Origin of the sequence: Streptomyces sp. NPDC050617 (assembly GCF_040654795.1) — a bacterium.
Lineage (GTDB): Bacteria > Actinomycetota > Actinomycetes > Streptomycetales > Streptomycetaceae > Streptomyces.
In genome coordinates, this window is the sequence record NZ_JBFAIS010000019.1 from 60,266 (window position 1) to 76,932 (window position 16,667).

The following is a 16,667-nucleotide window of genomic DNA, read 5'->3' on the forward strand; positions in this document are numbered from 1 at the left end:
CGACCAAAGGACGATCGGAGCCGCGACCCCATGGGCGAACAGAGCCGGACCACGTTCCCACAAGAAGTCCTGGACCAGTGGGCCGACAGCGGCCTCGACCTGTCCCTGATGATGACCGCCGGACACCTCGGCGACCGCATGAGCGTCCAGATCGTCCACGCCTCCCCCGAGCGCGTGGTCGCCACCATGCCCGTCGAAGGCAACACCCAGCCCTACGGCCTGCTGCACGGCGGCGCCTCCGCCGTACTCGCCGAAACCATCGGCTCCGTCGGCTCGATGCTGCACGGCGGCCCCACCAAGATCGCCGTGGGCGTCGACCTCAACTGCACCCACCACCGCAGCGCCCGCTCCGGCCTCGTCACCGGCGTCGCCACCCCCGTACACCGCGGCCGCTCCACCGCCACGTACGACATCGTCATCACCGACGAGAACGACCAGCGCGTCTGCACCGCCCGCCTCACCTGCCTGCTCCGCGACGCGCCGACCGCCCCGGACAGCGCCCCCGGCACGGCGGCCGGCAGCTGACGACGGAGGAGCCCGGACGCGACCCCTCGCGCCCCGGCTCCTCCCACGGGCCCCTCCCGAAACTCCACGACACAGGCCCGGCACACACCGCCGCCCGAAGCCTCCGCCCCCGCTTCCCAGCCCCGCGGGGCGGCCCTACCGTGCCCCCATGAGGGCCCCGCCCCGCACCCCCGCACGGCACACCGCCGGCCGCGCACTGGCGCTCACCGCCGCGTTCGCCCTCGCACTCGGCGGCTGCGGCGACTCCACACCCCACCGCCCCCGCGCCACGGCCAGCGCCGCGCCCAGCTCTTCCCTCATCCGGGCCTGCACCGACCTCATCGCCTACTGGGCGCGGCAGGAACTCGCCGGCAGCCGGTGGGCCGGCCTCGACTGGGAGCAGAAGGGCCTTTCCAACGACCAGCGCGAGATCTACGACGACATCGTGCGCGCCGCACACGCCGAGCGCGATGCCCACGGCACCGACGCCGCGCGCCGGCTGATCGAGCGCCGAGCCGAACAGCGCTGCACCGCGGAGAACGGCGCGACGCGGAGCTCCGAGAACTGGCGCCCGCCCGAATGACCGCGGCCCGCGCCCGACCGAGGCGACCGGCGGGTACCCGGTGAGCGGCATCGGCCCCGCGGCGTCGAACCGCCCATCCTCGACGTAACACTCCGTAGCATTCGCGCCATTCAGAACCAGAGTTTCCTCCCCGGCGAGAGCTACGCCCGCGATCTCTCGTCATCGCTGCGCGGCGCCCGCGCCCCGCAGCGGGCCGTGAACCGGCCAACTCGTTAACAGAACTGCGGAATTAGACGATCCAGATCAGCGAAGAAATCATGATCCGTCCCAACCATCCGATTAGATCTTCTACACAAACCCCAAACAGTGATTCGCGTCATAACAAGACAGTCACAGCATGGACGGCACCACTGCCCCAGCCCGCCGCACACCCTTAGAGTCACGGCCAGTCACCACCCCGCCGGGCGGCTCGCACCTCAAGCACCGCACATTCCACACCCACCCGGCGAGCGATACGGCACCTCAGCAGAGGAGGCCGCGCCAGGGAAAGGAATCGACGTGCGACACCGTTCCTTGCTCATCCTCACCACCGCGCTCACCACGGGAGCCCTCACCCTGAGCGCCTGCGGATCCCGCGACGACAACAAGGGCAGCGACGACGGCGGCAAGAAGACCACCGTGACCATAGGCGTCGACGCCCCGCTGACCGGCTCCCTCTCCGCGATCGGCCAAGGAATCAAGAACTCCGTCGACCTCGCCGTCAAAACCGCCAACAAGAACAACGAGGTCAAAGGCGTAACCTTCAAGATCGAACCGCTCGACGACCAGGCCGTGCCCGCCTCCGGCCAGCAGAACGCCACCAAACTCGCCGCCGACACCAGCGTCCTCGGCGCCGTCGGCCCCCTCAACTCCGGCGTCGCCCAGTCGATGCAGCGCGTCTTCGCCAACGCCAACCTCACCCAGGTGTCCCCCGCCAACACCAACCCCGCCCTCAGCCAGGGCGACGAATGGGGCAAAGGAAAGAAGACCCGCCCCTTCAAGACCTACTTCCGCACCGCCACCACCGACATCATCCAAGGCCGCTTCGCCGCCCAATACCTCTACAACGACGCCAAGAAACGCAAGGCATTCGTCGTCGACGACAAGCAGACCTACGGCGCCGGCCTCGCCACCATCTTCAGCCAGGAATTCAAACGCCTCGGCGGGCAGGTAGTCGGCACCGACCACCTCACCACCAAGGAAACCGACTTCTCCAGCACCGCCAACAAAATCAAGAACTCAGGCGCCGACTCCGTCTACTTCGGCGGCCAGTACCCCGAAGGCGGCCTCCTCTCCGGCCAGACCAAACGCGCCGGCGCCAACGTGCCCGTCATGGGCGGCGACGGCATCTACGACCCCGCCTTCATCAAGGCGGCAGGCGGCGGCAACAACGGAGACCTCGCCACCTCCGTCGGCTACCCCGTCCAGCAGCTCGACTCCGCCAAGAACTTCATCAAGGACTACGCCGCCCAGAGCTACAAAGACCCCTACGCCGCATACGGCGGCTACTCCTACGACGCCGCCTGGGCCATCATCCAGTCCGTCAAGAAGGTCGTCGGCGACAACAACGGCAAACTCCCGAGCAACGCCCGCGGCAAAGTCGTCGAGGCCATGTCCACGGTCTCCTTCCAAGGCGTCACCGGCAAAGTCTCCTTCGACCAGTACGGAGACACCACCAACAAACAACTCACCGTCTACACCGTCAAAAACGGCAAATGGACGACCGTGAAGAGCGCCACCTTCAAGGAATGACCACCGCACCGCCCCGCCACAGCACCCCCGCGCGAGGGCGCCACCAGCGCCCCCGCGCGGCGTCACATCCGACACCCGCATCGGAGGCACCGCGGTGCACGAACTGCCCCAGACACTCATCACCGGCCTGGCCCTGGGCGCCACCTACGGGCTGATCGCCATCGGCTACACCATGGTCTACGGCATCATCCAGCTCATCAACTTCGCCCACGGCGAGATCGTCATGATCGGCGGCTTCGGCGCCCTCACCATCTGGCTCTGGCTCCCCAGCAGCACCTCCCTCACCATCGCCATCCCCCTCATGCTCGTCGGCGCCGTCATCGCCTCCGTCGCCGTCGCCACCGCCGCCGAACGCTTCGCCTACCGCCCCCTGCGCGGCGCACCCCGCCTCGCCCCGCTCATCACCGCCATCGGGCTCTCCCTCGCCCTCCAGCAAATCGTCTGGAGCTTCTACCCCGACGCCAAGAAAGCCCGCAGCTTCCCCCAGATCAGCGGCGACTCCTTCCAACTCACCGGCAACCTCCACCTCCAGCGCAACGACGTCTTCGTCCTCATCGCCGCGCCCGTCTGCATGGCCGCCCTCGGCCTGTTCATCGCCAACAGCCGCACCGGCCGCGCCATGCAGGCCACCGCCCAGGACCCCGACACCGCGAAACTCATGGGCATCAACACCGACCGCATCATCGTCCTCGCCTTCGCCATCGGCGGCGGCTTCGCCGGCGTCGCGGGCGTCGCCTACGGACTGCGCATCGGACAGGTCGAAGTCCTCATGGGCTTCATCCTCGGCCTCAAAGCCTTCACCGCGGCCGTACTCGGTGGCATCGGCAACATCTACGGAGCCATGCTCGGCGGCGTCGTCCTCGGCCTCGCCGAAGCCCTCACCATCACCTACGTACAGGACATCCCCGGCATGCAACAGCTCGGCGGCGGCAGCTGGGCCAACGTCTGGGCCTTCGTCCTCCTCATCGCCGTGCTCCTCCTGCGGCCACAAGGACTCCTCGGCGAACGCGTAGCGGATCGGGCGTGACAGCGATGACCACACCAGCACACACCGAAACCACCCCCGTCATCCCCCTCCCCCTCACCACCGCCCGCACCATCACCGCCGCCGGAGCCGCCCTCACCATCCTCTCCACATTCCTCGCCTGGACCTGGACCACCGACTTCCCCGGCGACCTCACCGTCACCGGCTACCCCGGCGGCCTCCAAGTCCTCACCCTCATCGGCGGCATCCTCACCCTCGCCTTCGCCCTCTCCGCCTGGAACACCCCCGGCCTCACCTGGCTCACCCCCGCCGGCGGCAACAACGCCACCGCCTACCTCGCCGCCGGCACCCTCGCCACCACCTGGTACACCCTCATCGCCATCGCCGACCAACTCGGCGGCCTGGCCAACCTCGAACCCGGCGGCTACATCGCGGCCGCCACCACCCTGGTCGCCCTCCTCGGCGCCCTCGCCCAACCCCTCGACCGACGCACCGCCGCCTCATTCCCCCAGCGCGGCCGACTCCACACCGGCGCCCTCGGCGCCACCCTCCACGGCATCTACCGGACCGTACGACCCGGCCACACCCCCGGCCCCCTACGCCCCACCCGTCCTCTCCCCGCCTGGGCCGAAATCCTCATCATCGCCGCCGCATTCGGTCTCGCCCTCTACGCCACCACCTACGGCATCGACACCGAATACGGCGAACTCTTCACCGGATTCCTCATCCTCGTCGTCTTCGCCGCCGTCGCACTCTTCAAAGCGGGCCTCATCGCCCGCCTCTCCACCCTCACCAACAAACACCGCAACATCACCATCGCCGCCGCATTCGCCGCGGCAGCAGCCTTCCCCCTCACCCAGAACACCGACCAATACACCCTCATCGCCGTCAACATCCTCATCTTCGCGACCGTCGCCCTCGGCCTCAACGTCGTCGTCGGACTCGCCGGCCTTCTCGACCTCGGATACGTCGCATTCCTCGGCGTCGGCGCCTACACCGCCGCCCTCGTCTCCGGCTCCACCGCCTCCACCTTCGACATCCACTTCCCCTTCTGGGCCGCCGCCCTCACCGGCACCGCCGCCTCACTCCTCTTCGGCGTCATCATCGGCGCCCCCACCCTCCGCCTGCGCGGCGACTACCTCGCCATCGTCACCCTCGGCTTCGGAGAAATATTCCGCATCACCGTCGGAAACCTCGACGGAAACTCCGGACCATCCGTCACCAACGGACCCAACGGAATCCCCAACATCCCCGACCTCGTCGTCTTCGGCTACTCCTTCGACAAAACCCACGACATCGCCGGAATCACCCTCACCCCCTTCGCCAACTACTACCTCCTCATGCTCCTCATCACCATCCTCGTCGTCCTCGTCTTCAGCCGCGCCGGAAACTCCCGCATAGGACGCGCCTGGATAGCCATCCGCGAAGACGAAACCGCCGCAACCGCCAGCGGCATCAACAGCTTCCGCCTCAAACTCCTCGCCTTCGCACTCGGCGCCACCCTCGCCGGACTCGCCGGCACCGTCCAAGCCCACGTCACCTCCACCGTCGTACCCGAGCAATACGTCTTCGCCGGCCCCGTACCCCCCAACTCCGCATTCCTCCTCGCCGCCGTCATCCTCGGCGGAATGGGAACCATCAGCGGACCGCTCCTCGGCGCCGCCCTCCTCTACCTCATCCCCGCCAAACTCCAATTCCTCCAGGACTACCAACTCCTCGCCTTCGGCATCGCCCTCATCCTCCTCATGCGACTACGCCCCGAAGGAATCATCCCCAACCGCCGCCAGCAGCTCGAATACCACGACACCGGCCAACTCGACACCCCCGACCGCGACCTACCACCCGGCACCGTCGGCGTCACCAAGGCAGGGGCGTGAGAGCCATGACGACCACCACCGACACCCCCGTCCTCACCGCCACCGGCGTCACCATGCGCTTCGGCGGACTCACCGCCGTACGCGCCGTCGACCTCACCGTCCACCCCCGCGAAATCGTCGGCCTCATCGGCCCCAACGGCGCCGGAAAAACCACCTTCTTCAACTGCCTGACCGGCCTCTACGTACCCACCAGCGGAAAAGTCACCTACAAAAACACCACCCTCCCCCCGAAACCCCACCTCGTCGCCAAAGCAGGCATCGCCCGCACCTTCCAGAACATCCGCCTCTTCGCCAACATGACCGTCCTCGAAAACGTCCTCGTCGGCCACCACACCCGAACCAAAGAAGGACTCTTCTCCGCACTCCTACGCGGCCCCGCCTTCCACCGCGCCGAAAACGCCTCCACCCAACGCGCCCAAGAACTCCTCGAATTCACCGGCCTCACCCCCAAAGCCGACCACCTCGCCCGCAACCTCCCCTACGGCGAACAACGAAAACTCGAAATCGCCCGCGCACTCGCCAGCGACCCCGGCCTCCTCCTCCTCGACGAACCCACCGCCGGAATGAACCCCCAGGAAACCCGCACCACCCAGCAACTCGTCTTCGCCATCCGCGACCAAGGCACCGCCGTCCTCGTCATCGAGCACGACATGCGCTTCATCTTCAACCTCTGCGACCGCGTCGCCGTCCTCGTACAAGGCGAAAAACTCACCGAAGGCACAACCGACGCCGTACAAGCCGACGAACGCGTCATCGCCGCCTACCTCGGCACCCCCTTCGAAGGCGCACCCGGAGCCGAAGAACTAGCAGAAGTCGAAGCCGCCGAAACAGCAACACCACCGGACACCGTCGCCCACCCGGAGGACAACCAGTGACCGCGCTCCTCGAAGTGGACGACCTCAAAGTCGCCTACGGCAAAATCCAAGCCGTCAAAGGCATATCCTTCACCGTCGACACCGGCCAAGTCGTCACCCTCATCGGCACCAACGGAGCCGGAAAAACCACCACCCTGCGCACCATCTCCGGACTCCTCACCCCCCAGAGCGGCACCATCACCTTCGACGGCCGGCCACTCACCGGCACACCCGCCCACCAAATCGTCGCCCGCGGCCTCGCCCACTCCCCCGAAGGCCGCCGCATCTTCCCCCGACTCACCGTCGCCGAAAACCTGCAACTCGGCGCATTCCTCCGGAAAAACCCCACCGAAATCACCAAGGACGCCGACCGCGCCTACGAACTCTTCCCCATACTCGGCGAACGCCGCAAACAAGCAGCCGGCACCCTCTCCGGCGGCGAACAACAAATGCTCGCCATGGGCCGCGCCCTCATGTCACGCCCCAAACTCCTCATGCTCGACGAACCCTCCATGGGGCTCTCGCCCATCATGATGCAGAAAATCATGGAGACCATCGCGGAACTCAAAGCCACCGGCACCACCATCCTGCTCGTCGAACAGAACGCCCAAGCCGCCCTCACCCTCGCCGACTACGGCCACGTCATGGAAGTCGGCACCATCGCCCTCTCCGGCACCGGCGACCACCTGCTCCACGACGAATCCGTACGCAAGGCATACCTCGGCGAAGACTGAAGCGCGGCACTACCTCGACAACACCGACGTCAGCACACCCAGCAGAACAGCCTCCGGATCAGCCGGCGCGGCAACGGAGCGCCAGGCCACCACGCCGTCCGGACGGACCAGACTCGCCCCCGCCGGCCCGATCCCGTACCGGGCGAGGAAACCACCCGAAGGATCACCCAACTCCCCGCCGACGACATGCGTCTCCACGGAGACGCCCAGCCGCGCAGCGACGCCCTCCGCCGCACCGGACCAGAACCCGCCCCCCGACCCGGCCAACAGCACGAAACCACGCCCGAACAACCCCACCGTCGACACCGCCTCACCACCCCGCCGCAGCCACACATGCGGAGCACGGAACCCCGGCCGCCCGGACGGACGGTACGGATCCTCCGCATCGGCCCCATCGTCGGTCTCCGCGAGCACCGCGCCCGAACGGCAACGGAACCCCAGCGTCAGCTCGACCGCCTTCCGCTGCTCGGAAACCCCGTCCTCCGCCGCCGGCCCGAACCCCCGGCTCGCCTGCAACCGCATCGACTCGGCGACCACCCGCTCCGCGATCGGACGACGCTCGGCGTCATAGCTGTCGAGCAGCCCCGGCCCCGCCGAGGAATCGAGCACCGCCGCCAGCTTCCACGCCAGGTCGTAGGCGTCACCGATCGCCGTGTTGCCGCCGAACCCGCCGACCGGCGGAGTGACCTTGGCCGCGTCACCGGCCAGCAGCACCCGCCCCACCCGAAACCGCTCCGCCACCGCCGCCGCCATCTCCCACGGATGCACGGCCCTGATCCGCGGTTCGAGCTCAGGCAACTCCGTGACCAGCCGAATCAGCTCGGTACACCGGTCATCAGTGAAGTCCCCGGGCGACTCGCCGGCGCCCGGATCGTACGACGTACTGAACAAATGCCGCCCAGCAACGGGATCGACGGTACCGAACACACCCGCCACCTCCCCCGAATCGAGCAGGTACATCGTGGGCCGCTCAGGATCGACCAGATCACCCAGATCGGCGTCGAAGATCATGTTGATGTTGTGCGACAGACTCCCCGGCCCCTGCCGGCCGACGCCGAGCGCCTCCCGCACCGCGCCACGGCCACCGTCCGCCGCCACCAGATAATCCGCGCGCACCCACGACGACGCCTCACCGCCGCACCCACGCAGCTCCGCGGTCACCCCGGCGCCGTCCTGGACGAACGACACCAGCTCGGTACCGAAACACACCTCGGCGCCCAACTCCTCGGCGCGCCGCCGCAGCACCGGCTCCAACTCGTCCTGACCCGCCGCACCACGCCCCGCCGGGGACAGCGCACCCGCATCGTCGACCTCGTCATCATGGACGATCTCGTGGAACGCCGGCCCCCGCATACTGGCCGCGATCCTGATCGTGAACCGCCCGACACCGGGCCCGTCGGCCCGCACCTCGTCGGCGACCCCGCCGAACCCCAGCAGCTCCATCGTCCGCTGGTTCTGCCCCACCGCCCGCGGAAACGGCGACGTCCCGGACCGCCGCTCCACCAGCAGCACGTCCACACCCCGCCGCGCCAGAAACATCGCACTGGCCAGACCGGCCAGCCCAGCGCCCACGACCAGCACCGACACCCGATCCCGCACCATTGACCCCACCCCGAACGCGTAACTGAACGTTCCGGCAGGCTAGTTCGCGGAAATCATGGACGGCAAAGGAATTTCCCCGGCCGGCGGGCCCGGCCCTCGACCCAGACCGCCGGCGGGCCCCCTACTCCCCCTTGGACGCCTTCTTCTCCTCGGCGTCCTCGATCACGGCCTCGGCCACCTGCTGCATCGACAGCCTGCGGTCCATCGACGTCTTCTGAATCCACCGGAAGGCCGCGGGCTCCGTCAGCCCGTACTGCGTCTGCAGCACGCTCTTCGCCCGGTCCACCAGCTTGCGCGTCTCCAGCCGCTGCGACAGGTCCGCGACCTCGCGCTCCAGCGCCCGCAGCTCCGTGAACCGCGAAACCGCCATCTCGATGGCCGGCACCACGTCGCTCTTGCTGAACGGCTTCACCAGATACGCCATGGCCCCGGCGTCCCGCGCCCGCTCCACCAGCTCGCGCTGCGAGAAGGCCGTGAGCATCAGCACGGGCGCGATGGACTCCGCGGCGATCCGCTCCGCGGCGGAGATCCCGTCGAGTACGGGCATCTTCACGTCGAGGATGACGAGGTCGGGCTTGTGCTCCTGGGCCAGGGCGACGGCGGTCTCCCCGTCACCGGCTTCGCCGACGACGCTATAGCCCTCTTCCTCCAGCATCTCTTTGAGATCGAGCCGGATCAGGGCCTCGTCCTCCGCGATGACGACGCGGGTCGTCAGCGGAGGGACGTGCGACTGCTCGTCGTCGGCATGCGGCTGGGGCTCGGCGGCGGTCACGGGACTCCTCGTTCCAGACAGGGCTGTGCCACACGAGCCTACCTAGAGGCAGCCACTCGCGCGCACACGGTACGATGGGGCGCGCAACCGGCCCGGTTGGTGGAACTGGTTAGACACGCGACTCTCAAACAGTCGTGCCCATTGGGCATGTGGGTTCGAATCCCACACCGGGCACTTTTACCCAAATGCGGAATTTCACGTTCTCGTGAATTCGGGCATATCTCACCTTGCGCCTCGCCTCTGTAGCGCAGGATCGAGCCATGCAGATGCACGGCGCAGAAGTGCGCCAACAAGCGCTCGCGCTCATTCGTTCGGGAACCACGAACGCGGACGTCGCCCGCGCCCTGGCGGTCCCACCCGGCACTGTCAGCTACTGGCTCCACGAGGACCGGTCCAAACGCGGCGAATGCCCCGGAGCCCATAACCCAAAATGCCCGCGATGCGACGACCGGGAGCTCGACACAGTCGCGTATTCCTATCTCCTCGGCCTCTACCTCGGTGACGGCCACGTCAGTCAGTACTCCCAACACCGAGCGCCGAGCCTCATGATCACCTGTTGCGATGCCTGGCCAGGGCTGATGGACGAGTGCGAATGGGCGATGCGCGCGGTGCTGCCCGACAACTCCGTCTGCCGGCTCCAGAGGACTGGCTGCCACAACGTAAAGGTGTACTCCAAACACCTATGGTGCCTGTTCCCGCAACACGGTCCCGGCAAGAAGCACGACCGCCGCATAGCCCTCGAGCCATGGCAGCAGCAGATCGTGGACGCCCGCCCCTGGGGGTTCTTGCGCGGCCTCATCCACTCCGATGGATGCCGCATCACCAACTGGACCACCCGACTCGTAGGCGGCGAGCACAAGCGCTACGAGTATCCGCGTTACTTCTTCACCAACAAGTCCGAGGACATCCTCAAGCTCTGCTCGGACACCCTCGACAAGGTCGGCGTCGAGTGGAAGGTCACCTGGCGCGGGAGCGATCCGTACAACATCTCCGTCGCCCGCCGCGCCTCCGTAGCTCTCATGGATCGGTACATCGGGCCGAAATACTGACCTGGCGTGCCGGGCTACTTCTTCGGTGAATCGTCCTCGCCGATGTGGTGTACGCGCACCAGATTGGTCGAGCCCGGGACCCCTGGCGGGGAGCCCGCGGTGATGATGACCACGTCTCCCTTCTGGCAGCGGCCGATGCGCAGGAGATGTTCGTCGACCTGTTGGACCATTTGGTCGGTGTTCTCGGCTCGGGGGCCGAGGAAGGTTTCGACTCCCCAGGTGAGGTTGAGCTGGGAGCGGGTGGCGGGTTCCGGGGTGAAGGCGAGGAGGGGGATTGGGGAGCGGTAGCGGGAGAGGCGGCGGACGGTGTCGCCGCTCTGGGTGCAGGCTACGAGGTATTTGGCTCCGAGGAAGTCGCCGATTTCGGCTGCGGCGCGGGCTACGGCGCCGCCTTGGGTGCGGGGTTTGCTGCTTTCGGTGAGGGGTGGGAGTCCTTTGAGGAGGACGTCTTCCTCGGCCGCTTCGACGATGCGGCTCATGGTTTTGACGGTTTCGACGGGGTATTTGCCGACGCTGGTTTCGCCGGAGAGCATGACGGCGTCGGTGCCGTCGATGACGGCGTTGGCGACGTCGGAGGCTTCGGCGCGGGTGGGGCGGGATGAGTCGATCATTGAGTCGAGCATCTGGGTGGCGACGATGACCGGCTTGGCGTTGCGTTTGGTGAGTTTGATGGCGCGTTTTTGGACGATGGGCACGGTTTCGAGCGGCATTTCGACGCCGAGGTCGCCGCGGGCGACCATGATGCTGTCGAAGGCGGCGACGATGCCTTCGAGGTTGTCGACGGCCTGGGGTTTTTCGATTTTGGCCATGACGGGGAGGCGGCGGCCTTCTTCGTCCATGATGCGGTGGACGTCGAGGATGTCGTCGGCGCTGCGGACGAAGGAGAGGGCGATCATGTCGGCGCCGGCGTGGAGTGCCCAGCGGAGGTCTTCGACGTCTTTTTCGGAGAGGGCGGGGACGGAGACGGCGACGCCGGGGAGGTTCAGTCCCTTGTGGTCGGAGACCATGCCCCCTTCTATGACGATGGTCTTGACGCGGGGGCCGTCGACTTCGATGACTTCGAGGGTGACGCGGCCGTCGTCGACGAGGATGCGTTCGCCTCGGGTGACGTCGGCGGCGAGTCCTTCGTAGGTGGTGCCGCAGCGGTGGCGGTCGCCTTCGGTGGGTTCGACGGTGATGGTGAACTCGTCGCCGCGTTCAAGGAGTACGGGTCCTTCGCGGAAGCGGCCGAGTCGAATCTTCGGGCCTTGAAGGTCGGCGAGGATGCCGACGTTGCGGCCGGTCTCTTCTGAGGCTTTGCGCACCCGGTGGTACCGCGCTTCGTGTTCGGCGTAGGTGCCGTGGCTGAGGTTGAAGCGGGCGATGTCCATTCCTGCCTCGACGAGTGCCTTGATCTGCTCGTACGAGTCGGTGGCGGGTCCTAGGGTGCAGACGATTTTTGCTCGGCGCATGTCTCGACTCTATGACGTACTGATGGGTAGGGAATCTGTCGGTCGGGACAGGCCAACGGCCGTTGGGTTAAGGCTTGTTGACAAGTAGTGAAACGTGCGCGGGGGCGCTCTGATGAGCGGTTCGGGTGTGGTTTCAGAGGGTGGGGCGGGTCATCGTGAAGCGGGCGTTGATCTGGGCGTGGACGTGCTGGCGTTGGGGTTCGAGGTCGAGGGTGGGTTCGGGGTGTGCTGCTCCGCCGTATCCGGCGACGGAGCGGGCTGCTGCGCCGGGGGGTCCGTAGGGCATGGGGCCGTGGGGTGCGGGGTCGTCGGCTCCGATGTCGGCGAGTTCGACGATGGCGTCGAGTCGTGCGCCGAGTGCGTCGGCGTATTCGCGGGCGCGTTGTACGGCTTCGTGGACGGCTTGGCGGCGGGCTTCGCGGTGGGCGGGTGAGTCGGGGCGCAGGCTCCACCAGGGGCCGTCGACGCGGGTGAGGTCGAGGGCCGTGAGGCGGGTGGTGAGTTCGCCGAGGGCGGTGAAGTCGCTGATGGTGGCGGTGGTGTGGATGTGGCCGTGGTACGCGTGGATGCGTTCGTGGCGGCCTTTTTCGGTGAGTTGGGGGGTGATGGTGAAGCTGCCGGTTTCGAGTTTTTCGATGGCGTGGTCGTAGTTCTTGAGCAGGTCGAGTACGTGGGTGTTGCGGCGGGTGAGGTCTTCGAGGGTGGTGCGGTGTTCGGTGCCGCGGGCGTTGACGGTGATGTCGAGGTGGGCGGTTTCGGGGTCGACTTCGAGGTGGGCTTCGCCGCGGACGGCGAGGCGGGGGGTTTCGGGGGTGCCGTAGGGGAGGTGTTGGGTCATGGCCGCAGCTTCTCAGGTGTGGGGCTGTGTGCCGAGAGCTGTGGTCGATGTCAGACCTTGAGGTGGTTGGCGGGTTGGGAGAGTGGGAGTGGTTTTCGGGTGGTGGGGGTGCGGGGGTGTTGTGGGAGGCCGAAGGTGGTGAAGGCGGTGCGGTGTGGTTGGGGGTAGGGGGTGGTGTCGGTGAGGTTGTTGAGGATGGTGGCGCTGCGCCAGGCGGCGAGGCCGAGGTCGGGTGTGCCGGGTCCGTGGGTGTGGCGTTCGGCGTTCTGTACGTAGATGGAGCCTGTGACGCTGGGGTCGAGGGTGAGGCGTTGGTGTTCGTCGACGCGGGGCCGGCCTGTGCTGTCGCGGCGGAGGTAGGGGTCGAGGGGGGCGAGGAGGGCGTCGGTGGGGCGTTCGCGGTAGCCGGTGGCGAGGATGACGGCGTCGGTGGTGAGGCGGGTGCGGGTGCCTTGTTGGATGTGGTCGAGGTGGAGTTCGATGCGGGTGGTGCCGACGCGGCCTGCGGTGCGGACGTTGACGCCGGGGGTGAGGACGGTGTCGGGCCAGCCGCCGTCGAGGGTGCGGCGGTAGAGCTCGTCGTGGATGGCGGCGAGGGTCTGGGCGTCGATTCCTTTGTAGAGCTGCCATTGCTGTGGCAGGAGTTGGTCGCGTACGGCTTCGGGGAGTGCGTGGAAGTAGTGGGTGTAGTCGGGGGTGAATTGTTCGAGGCCGAGTTTGCTGTATTCCATGGGGGCGAAGGCGGGGGTGCGGGCGAGCCAGTGGATTTTTTCTTTTCCGGGTGGGCGGTGCTGGAGGAGGTCGAGGAAGATTTCGGCTCCTGATTGGCCGGAGCCGATGACGGTGATGTGTTCGGCGGCGAGGATTTTCTGTCGGTGGTCGAGGTAGTGGGCGGAGTGGATGACGGGGGTGGCGGGGGTTTCGGCGAGGGGGCGTAGTGGGGTGGGGATGTGGGGGGCGGTGCCGATGCCGAGGGCGAGGTTGCGGGTGTAGGCGCGGCCGAGGGCTTCGGCTTCGCCGTGGGGGTCGAGTTGGGTGTAGTCGATTTCGAAGAGGGTGCGTTCGGGGTTCCAGCGGATGGTGTCGATGTGGTGGTTGAAGTGGAGTCCGGTGAGGTTTTCGCTGACCCAGCGGCAGTAGGCGTTGTATTCGGTGCGGTGGATGTGGAATTTCTCGGAGAAGTAGAAGGGGTAGAGGCGTTGCTGGGTTTTCAGGTAGTTGAGGAAGGTCCAGGGGCTGGTGGGGTCGGTGAGGGTGACGAGGTCGGCGAGGAAGGGGACTTGGAGGGTGGTGTGGTCGATGAGGAGGCCGGGGTGCCAGGTGAAGTTGGGGCGTTGGTCGTAGAACGCGGTGTGGAGGTGGGTGAGGGGGTGGGCGAGGGCTGCGAGGGAGAGGTTGAAGGGGCCGATGCCGATGCCTGCGAGGTCGAGGGGGCGGTTGGGGGTTGAGGGTGCGGTCGTGGGGTGGTCAGGGGGTGGTGCGGTGGTCATCGGCGGGGGTGCCTTCCGGGGGTGGTGCGATGAGGTGGAGGAGTGCGCGCAGGTCGGCAGGGTGGGTGTGGGGGTTGAGGAGGGTGGCCTTGAGCCAGAGGCCGGTGGGGGTGGTGGCGCGGCCGAGGACGGCGCGGCCTTGGTGAAGGAGGCGGCGGCGGGTGTCGGCGATGGTGCGGGCGGTGGCGTTGGCGGGGCGGAAGAGGACGGTGCTGAGGGTGGGGCGGGAGTGGAGTTCGAGGGCGGGGTGGGCGTCGATGAGGTCGGCGAGGTGGTGGGCGGTGGCGCAGACGCCTTCGATGAGGTGGGCGAGGCCGTGGCGGCCGAGGGCGCGGAGGGTGACGGCGATTTTGAGGGTGTCGGGGCGGCGGGTGGTGCGGAGGGAGCGGCCGAGGAGGTCGGGGAGGCCGGCTTCGGTGTCGTCGTCGGCGTTGAGGTAGTCGGCGCGGTGGTCGAGGGGGTGGAGGGCGGTGGTGTCGGGGACGAGGAGGAGTCCTGCGGCGATGGGCTGCCAGCCGAGTTTGTGGAGGTCGAGGGTGATGGTGTGGGCGTGGTCGAGTCCGTTGAGGAGGGGGCGGAGGGTGTGGCTGAAGAGGAGTGGTCCGCCGTAGGCGGCGTCTACGTGGAGGGTGGCGCGGTGGGTGTGGCAGAGGGCGGCGATGCGTGGGAGGGGGTCGATTTGGCCGGTGTCGGTGGTGCCGGCGGTGGCGGTGACGAGGAGGGGGCCGGTGTGGTGGGTGCGGGTGGTGGTGAGGGTTTCGTCGAGTTGGGCGGGGTCGATGGTGCCGGTGGGTGTGGGGATGGTGATGGGGGCGGGGAGGCCGAGGAGCCAGGCGGCGCGGTGGATGCTGTGGTGGGCGTTGGCGCCGCAGATGACTTGGAGGGGTTGGGGGTGGGGGGTTTCGCGGGCGAGCAGGAGGGCTAGTTGGTTGGATTCGGTGCCGCCGGTGGTGACGAGGGCGTCGGGTGCGGGGCGGTCGGGGTAGGCGAGGGCGGCGAGGGCCCGGGTGGTGCGGGCTTCGATTTGGGAGGCGGCGGGGGCCTGGTCCCAGGAGTCCATGGAGGGGTTGAGGGCGCTGGCGGCGAGGTCGGCGGCGGCCGCGACGGCGAGTGGGGGGCAGTGGAGGTGGGCGGCGCAGTGGGGGTGTGCGGGGTCGGCGGTGCCTGCGGTGAGGGTGTGTACGAGGGTGTGGAGGGCTTCGTGGGCGCCGGTGCCGGTTTCGGGGATGACGGGGTCGGCGGCGGCTCGTACGCGCTGGTCGACGGTGTCGGGGCCGCCGGCGGGCAGGGGGCCGTCCCGGGTGGTGGCGCCGTGGGTGAGTGCGTCGAGGACGGTGGCGAGGAGGGGCCGTAAGGCGTCGGGCCCTTGGGCGCCGCCGGCGAGGGCGCTGGTGGGGTCGGGGGCGGGCATGGGGGTGCCTCTTCGGGGTGCGGCGGTTGTGTGGGGGGGCTGCCCGTGTGAGGTGGGGGCGGGTGACAGCCGCATCAAGTTACTGGTTTCGTGCGATTTTCGGTTGTGATCCGGTCATGGTTCGCCCAATGGTGGTACTGCCGTGCGGTGTGGGGCGGTTGGGTCTGCTAATGGGGGGCCGCGCGTGGGTGGGCGTGTTTCGACTAATCTTCGCGTCATGGACATTGCTTTGGACATTGGTCCGCTCAAGCCGGAGCCCGTGCCGTTCGTCTTGGGGCTGGTTCTCTTCTTCCTGTTGTTCGCGGTGATGGCGAAGGTGCTGCTGCCGCGGATCGCGCGGGTGCTCGCGGAGCGGGAGAAGGCCACCGAGGGCCGGATCGAGGTGGCGGAGGCGACGCGCGCGGAGGCCGCGCGGGTCCATGCGGAGTACGAGGCGCTGTTGGCGGAGGCGCGTCATGAGGCGGCTCGGCTGCGGCAGGAGTCCGCCGAGCAGGGGACGGCGCTGATCGCGGAGTTGCGTGCCGAGGGGCAGCGGCAGCGCGAGGAGATCGTCGCGGCGGGGCATGCGGTGATCGACGCGGAGCGTGCGGTGGCCGAGGCGGAGCTGCGGGAGCAGGTCGGGTCGTTGGCCACGGAACTGGCGGGCCGGATCGTGGGCGAGCCGGTGGACGCTTTCGCGCGGGAGAGCGGCGTGGTGGAGCGGTTCATGGCGGAGCTGCGTACGGCTCAGCCGTCGGACGCCGCCTCCGGCGAGTCGCGCGGCTGAGCCGAGGCGGCCGCCGCTGA

Annotated in this window: 15 protein-coding genes and 1 tRNA gene; 10 read left to right on the top strand and 6 right to left on the bottom strand. The window is 68.0% G+C overall.

The window, feature by feature from the left end; genetic code table 11:
• The first annotated feature begins 30 nt into the window (after window positions 1-30).
• From AB0I49_RS24165 to AB0I49_RS24195, 7 genes are all read left to right on the top strand, one after another.
• Entirely contained in the window at window positions 31-525 is a 495-nt protein-coding gene (locus AB0I49_RS24165; RefSeq protein ID WP_363229134.1) for a PaaI family thioesterase, read from the top strand.
• 148 nt (window positions 526-673) lie between these two features.
• Window positions 674-1,087, top strand: a complete 414-nt coding sequence (locus AB0I49_RS24170) for a hypothetical protein (RefSeq protein WP_363229135.1) — start codon at window positions 674-676, stop codon at window positions 1,085-1,087.
• Window positions 1,088-1,585: 498 nt separating this feature from the next.
• Window positions 1,586-2,818, top strand: coding sequence for a branched-chain amino acid ABC transporter substrate-binding protein (locus tag AB0I49_RS24175; protein WP_363229136.1), 1,233 nt, complete (start codon window positions 1,586-1,588; stop codon window positions 2,816-2,818).
• Between the two features lie 94 nt (window positions 2,819-2,912).
• Window positions 2,913-3,845 (top strand): branched-chain amino acid ABC transporter permease, encoded by a 933-nt coding sequence (locus AB0I49_RS24180; protein WP_363229137.1) that lies wholly within the window; start codon window positions 2,913-2,915, stop codon window positions 3,843-3,845.
• 5 nt (window positions 3,846-3,850) lie between these two features.
• Window positions 3,851-5,680: a branched-chain amino acid ABC transporter permease gene (locus AB0I49_RS24185; RefSeq protein WP_363229138.1), complete on the top strand. Its 1,830-nt coding sequence runs from the start codon at window positions 3,851-3,853 to the stop codon at window positions 5,678-5,680.
• 5 nt (window positions 5,681-5,685) lie between these two features.
• Complete coding sequence (locus AB0I49_RS24190; protein ID WP_363229139.1) at window positions 5,686-6,555, top strand: ABC transporter ATP-binding protein; 870 nt, start codon at window positions 5,686-5,688, stop codon at window positions 6,553-6,555.
• A complete protein-coding gene (locus AB0I49_RS24195; RefSeq protein ID WP_363229140.1) occupies window positions 6,552-7,268 on the top strand; it encodes an ABC transporter ATP-binding protein in 717 nt (238 codons plus the stop codon). The genes AB0I49_RS24190 and AB0I49_RS24195 overlap by 4 nt, the downstream gene beginning before the upstream one ends.
• Before the next feature lie 9 nt (window positions 7,269-7,277).
• Here AB0I49_RS24195 and rdmE read toward each other — a convergent pair whose 3' ends face one another.
• Window positions 7,278-8,855: an aklavinone 12-hydroxylase RdmE gene (gene rdmE, locus AB0I49_RS24200; protein WP_363229141.1), complete on the bottom strand. Its 1,578-nt coding sequence runs from the start codon at window positions 8,853-8,855 to the stop codon at window positions 7,278-7,280.
• A 136-nt stretch (window positions 8,856-8,991) separates the two neighbouring features.
• Window positions 8,992-9,642, bottom strand: a complete 651-nt coding sequence (locus tag AB0I49_RS24205) for a response regulator (protein WP_363229142.1) — start codon at window positions 9,640-9,642, stop codon at window positions 8,992-8,994.
• 90 nt (window positions 9,643-9,732) lie between these two features.
• On the opposite strand from AB0I49_RS24205, the gene AB0I49_RS24210 reads away from it, so the two are divergent.
• Together AB0I49_RS24210 and AB0I49_RS24215 are read left to right on the top strand one after the other, a co-directional pair.
• A tRNA-Leu gene (locus tag AB0I49_RS24210) sits at window positions 9,733-9,816 on the top strand.
• A gap of 86 nt (window positions 9,817-9,902) precedes the next feature.
• On the top strand, window positions 9,903-10,691 hold the full coding sequence (locus tag AB0I49_RS24215; protein WP_363229143.1) for a helix-turn-helix domain-containing protein: 789 nt from the start codon (window positions 9,903-9,905) through the stop codon (window positions 10,689-10,691).
• Between the two features lie 14 nt (window positions 10,692-10,705).
• Here the strand turns inward: AB0I49_RS24215 and pyk are convergent, their stop codons facing one another.
• From pyk to AB0I49_RS24235, 4 genes are all read right to left on the bottom strand, one after another.
• A complete protein-coding gene (gene pyk / locus AB0I49_RS24220; protein ID WP_363229144.1) occupies window positions 10,706-12,142 on the bottom strand; it encodes a pyruvate kinase in 1,437 nt (478 codons plus the stop codon).
• Between the two features lie 133 nt (window positions 12,143-12,275).
• On the bottom strand, window positions 12,276-12,980 hold the full coding sequence (locus tag AB0I49_RS24225) for an SIMPL domain-containing protein (protein WP_363229145.1): 705 nt from the start codon (window positions 12,978-12,980) through the stop codon (window positions 12,276-12,278).
• 50 nt (window positions 12,981-13,030) lie between these two features.
• Window positions 13,031-14,470, bottom strand: coding sequence for a SidA/IucD/PvdA family monooxygenase (locus tag AB0I49_RS24230; RefSeq protein ID WP_363229146.1), 1,440 nt, complete (start codon window positions 14,468-14,470; stop codon window positions 13,031-13,033).
• Window positions 14,448-15,881, bottom strand: coding sequence for an aminotransferase class V-fold PLP-dependent enzyme (locus AB0I49_RS24235; protein ID WP_363229147.1), 1,434 nt, complete (start codon window positions 15,879-15,881; stop codon window positions 14,448-14,450). The genes AB0I49_RS24230 and AB0I49_RS24235 overlap by 23 nt, the downstream gene beginning before the upstream one ends.
• Window positions 15,882-16,098: 217 nt before the next feature.
• Here AB0I49_RS24235 and atpF point away from each other — a divergent pair, with 217 nt between their 5' ends.
• The gene (gene atpF, locus AB0I49_RS24240) at window positions 16,099-16,647 is read left to right on the top strand and encodes a F0F1 ATP synthase subunit B (RefSeq protein WP_363229148.1); all 549 of its coding nucleotides are present in this window, start codon (window positions 16,099-16,101) and stop codon (window positions 16,645-16,647) included.
• The last annotated feature ends 20 nt before the right edge of the window (window positions 16,648-16,667 follow it).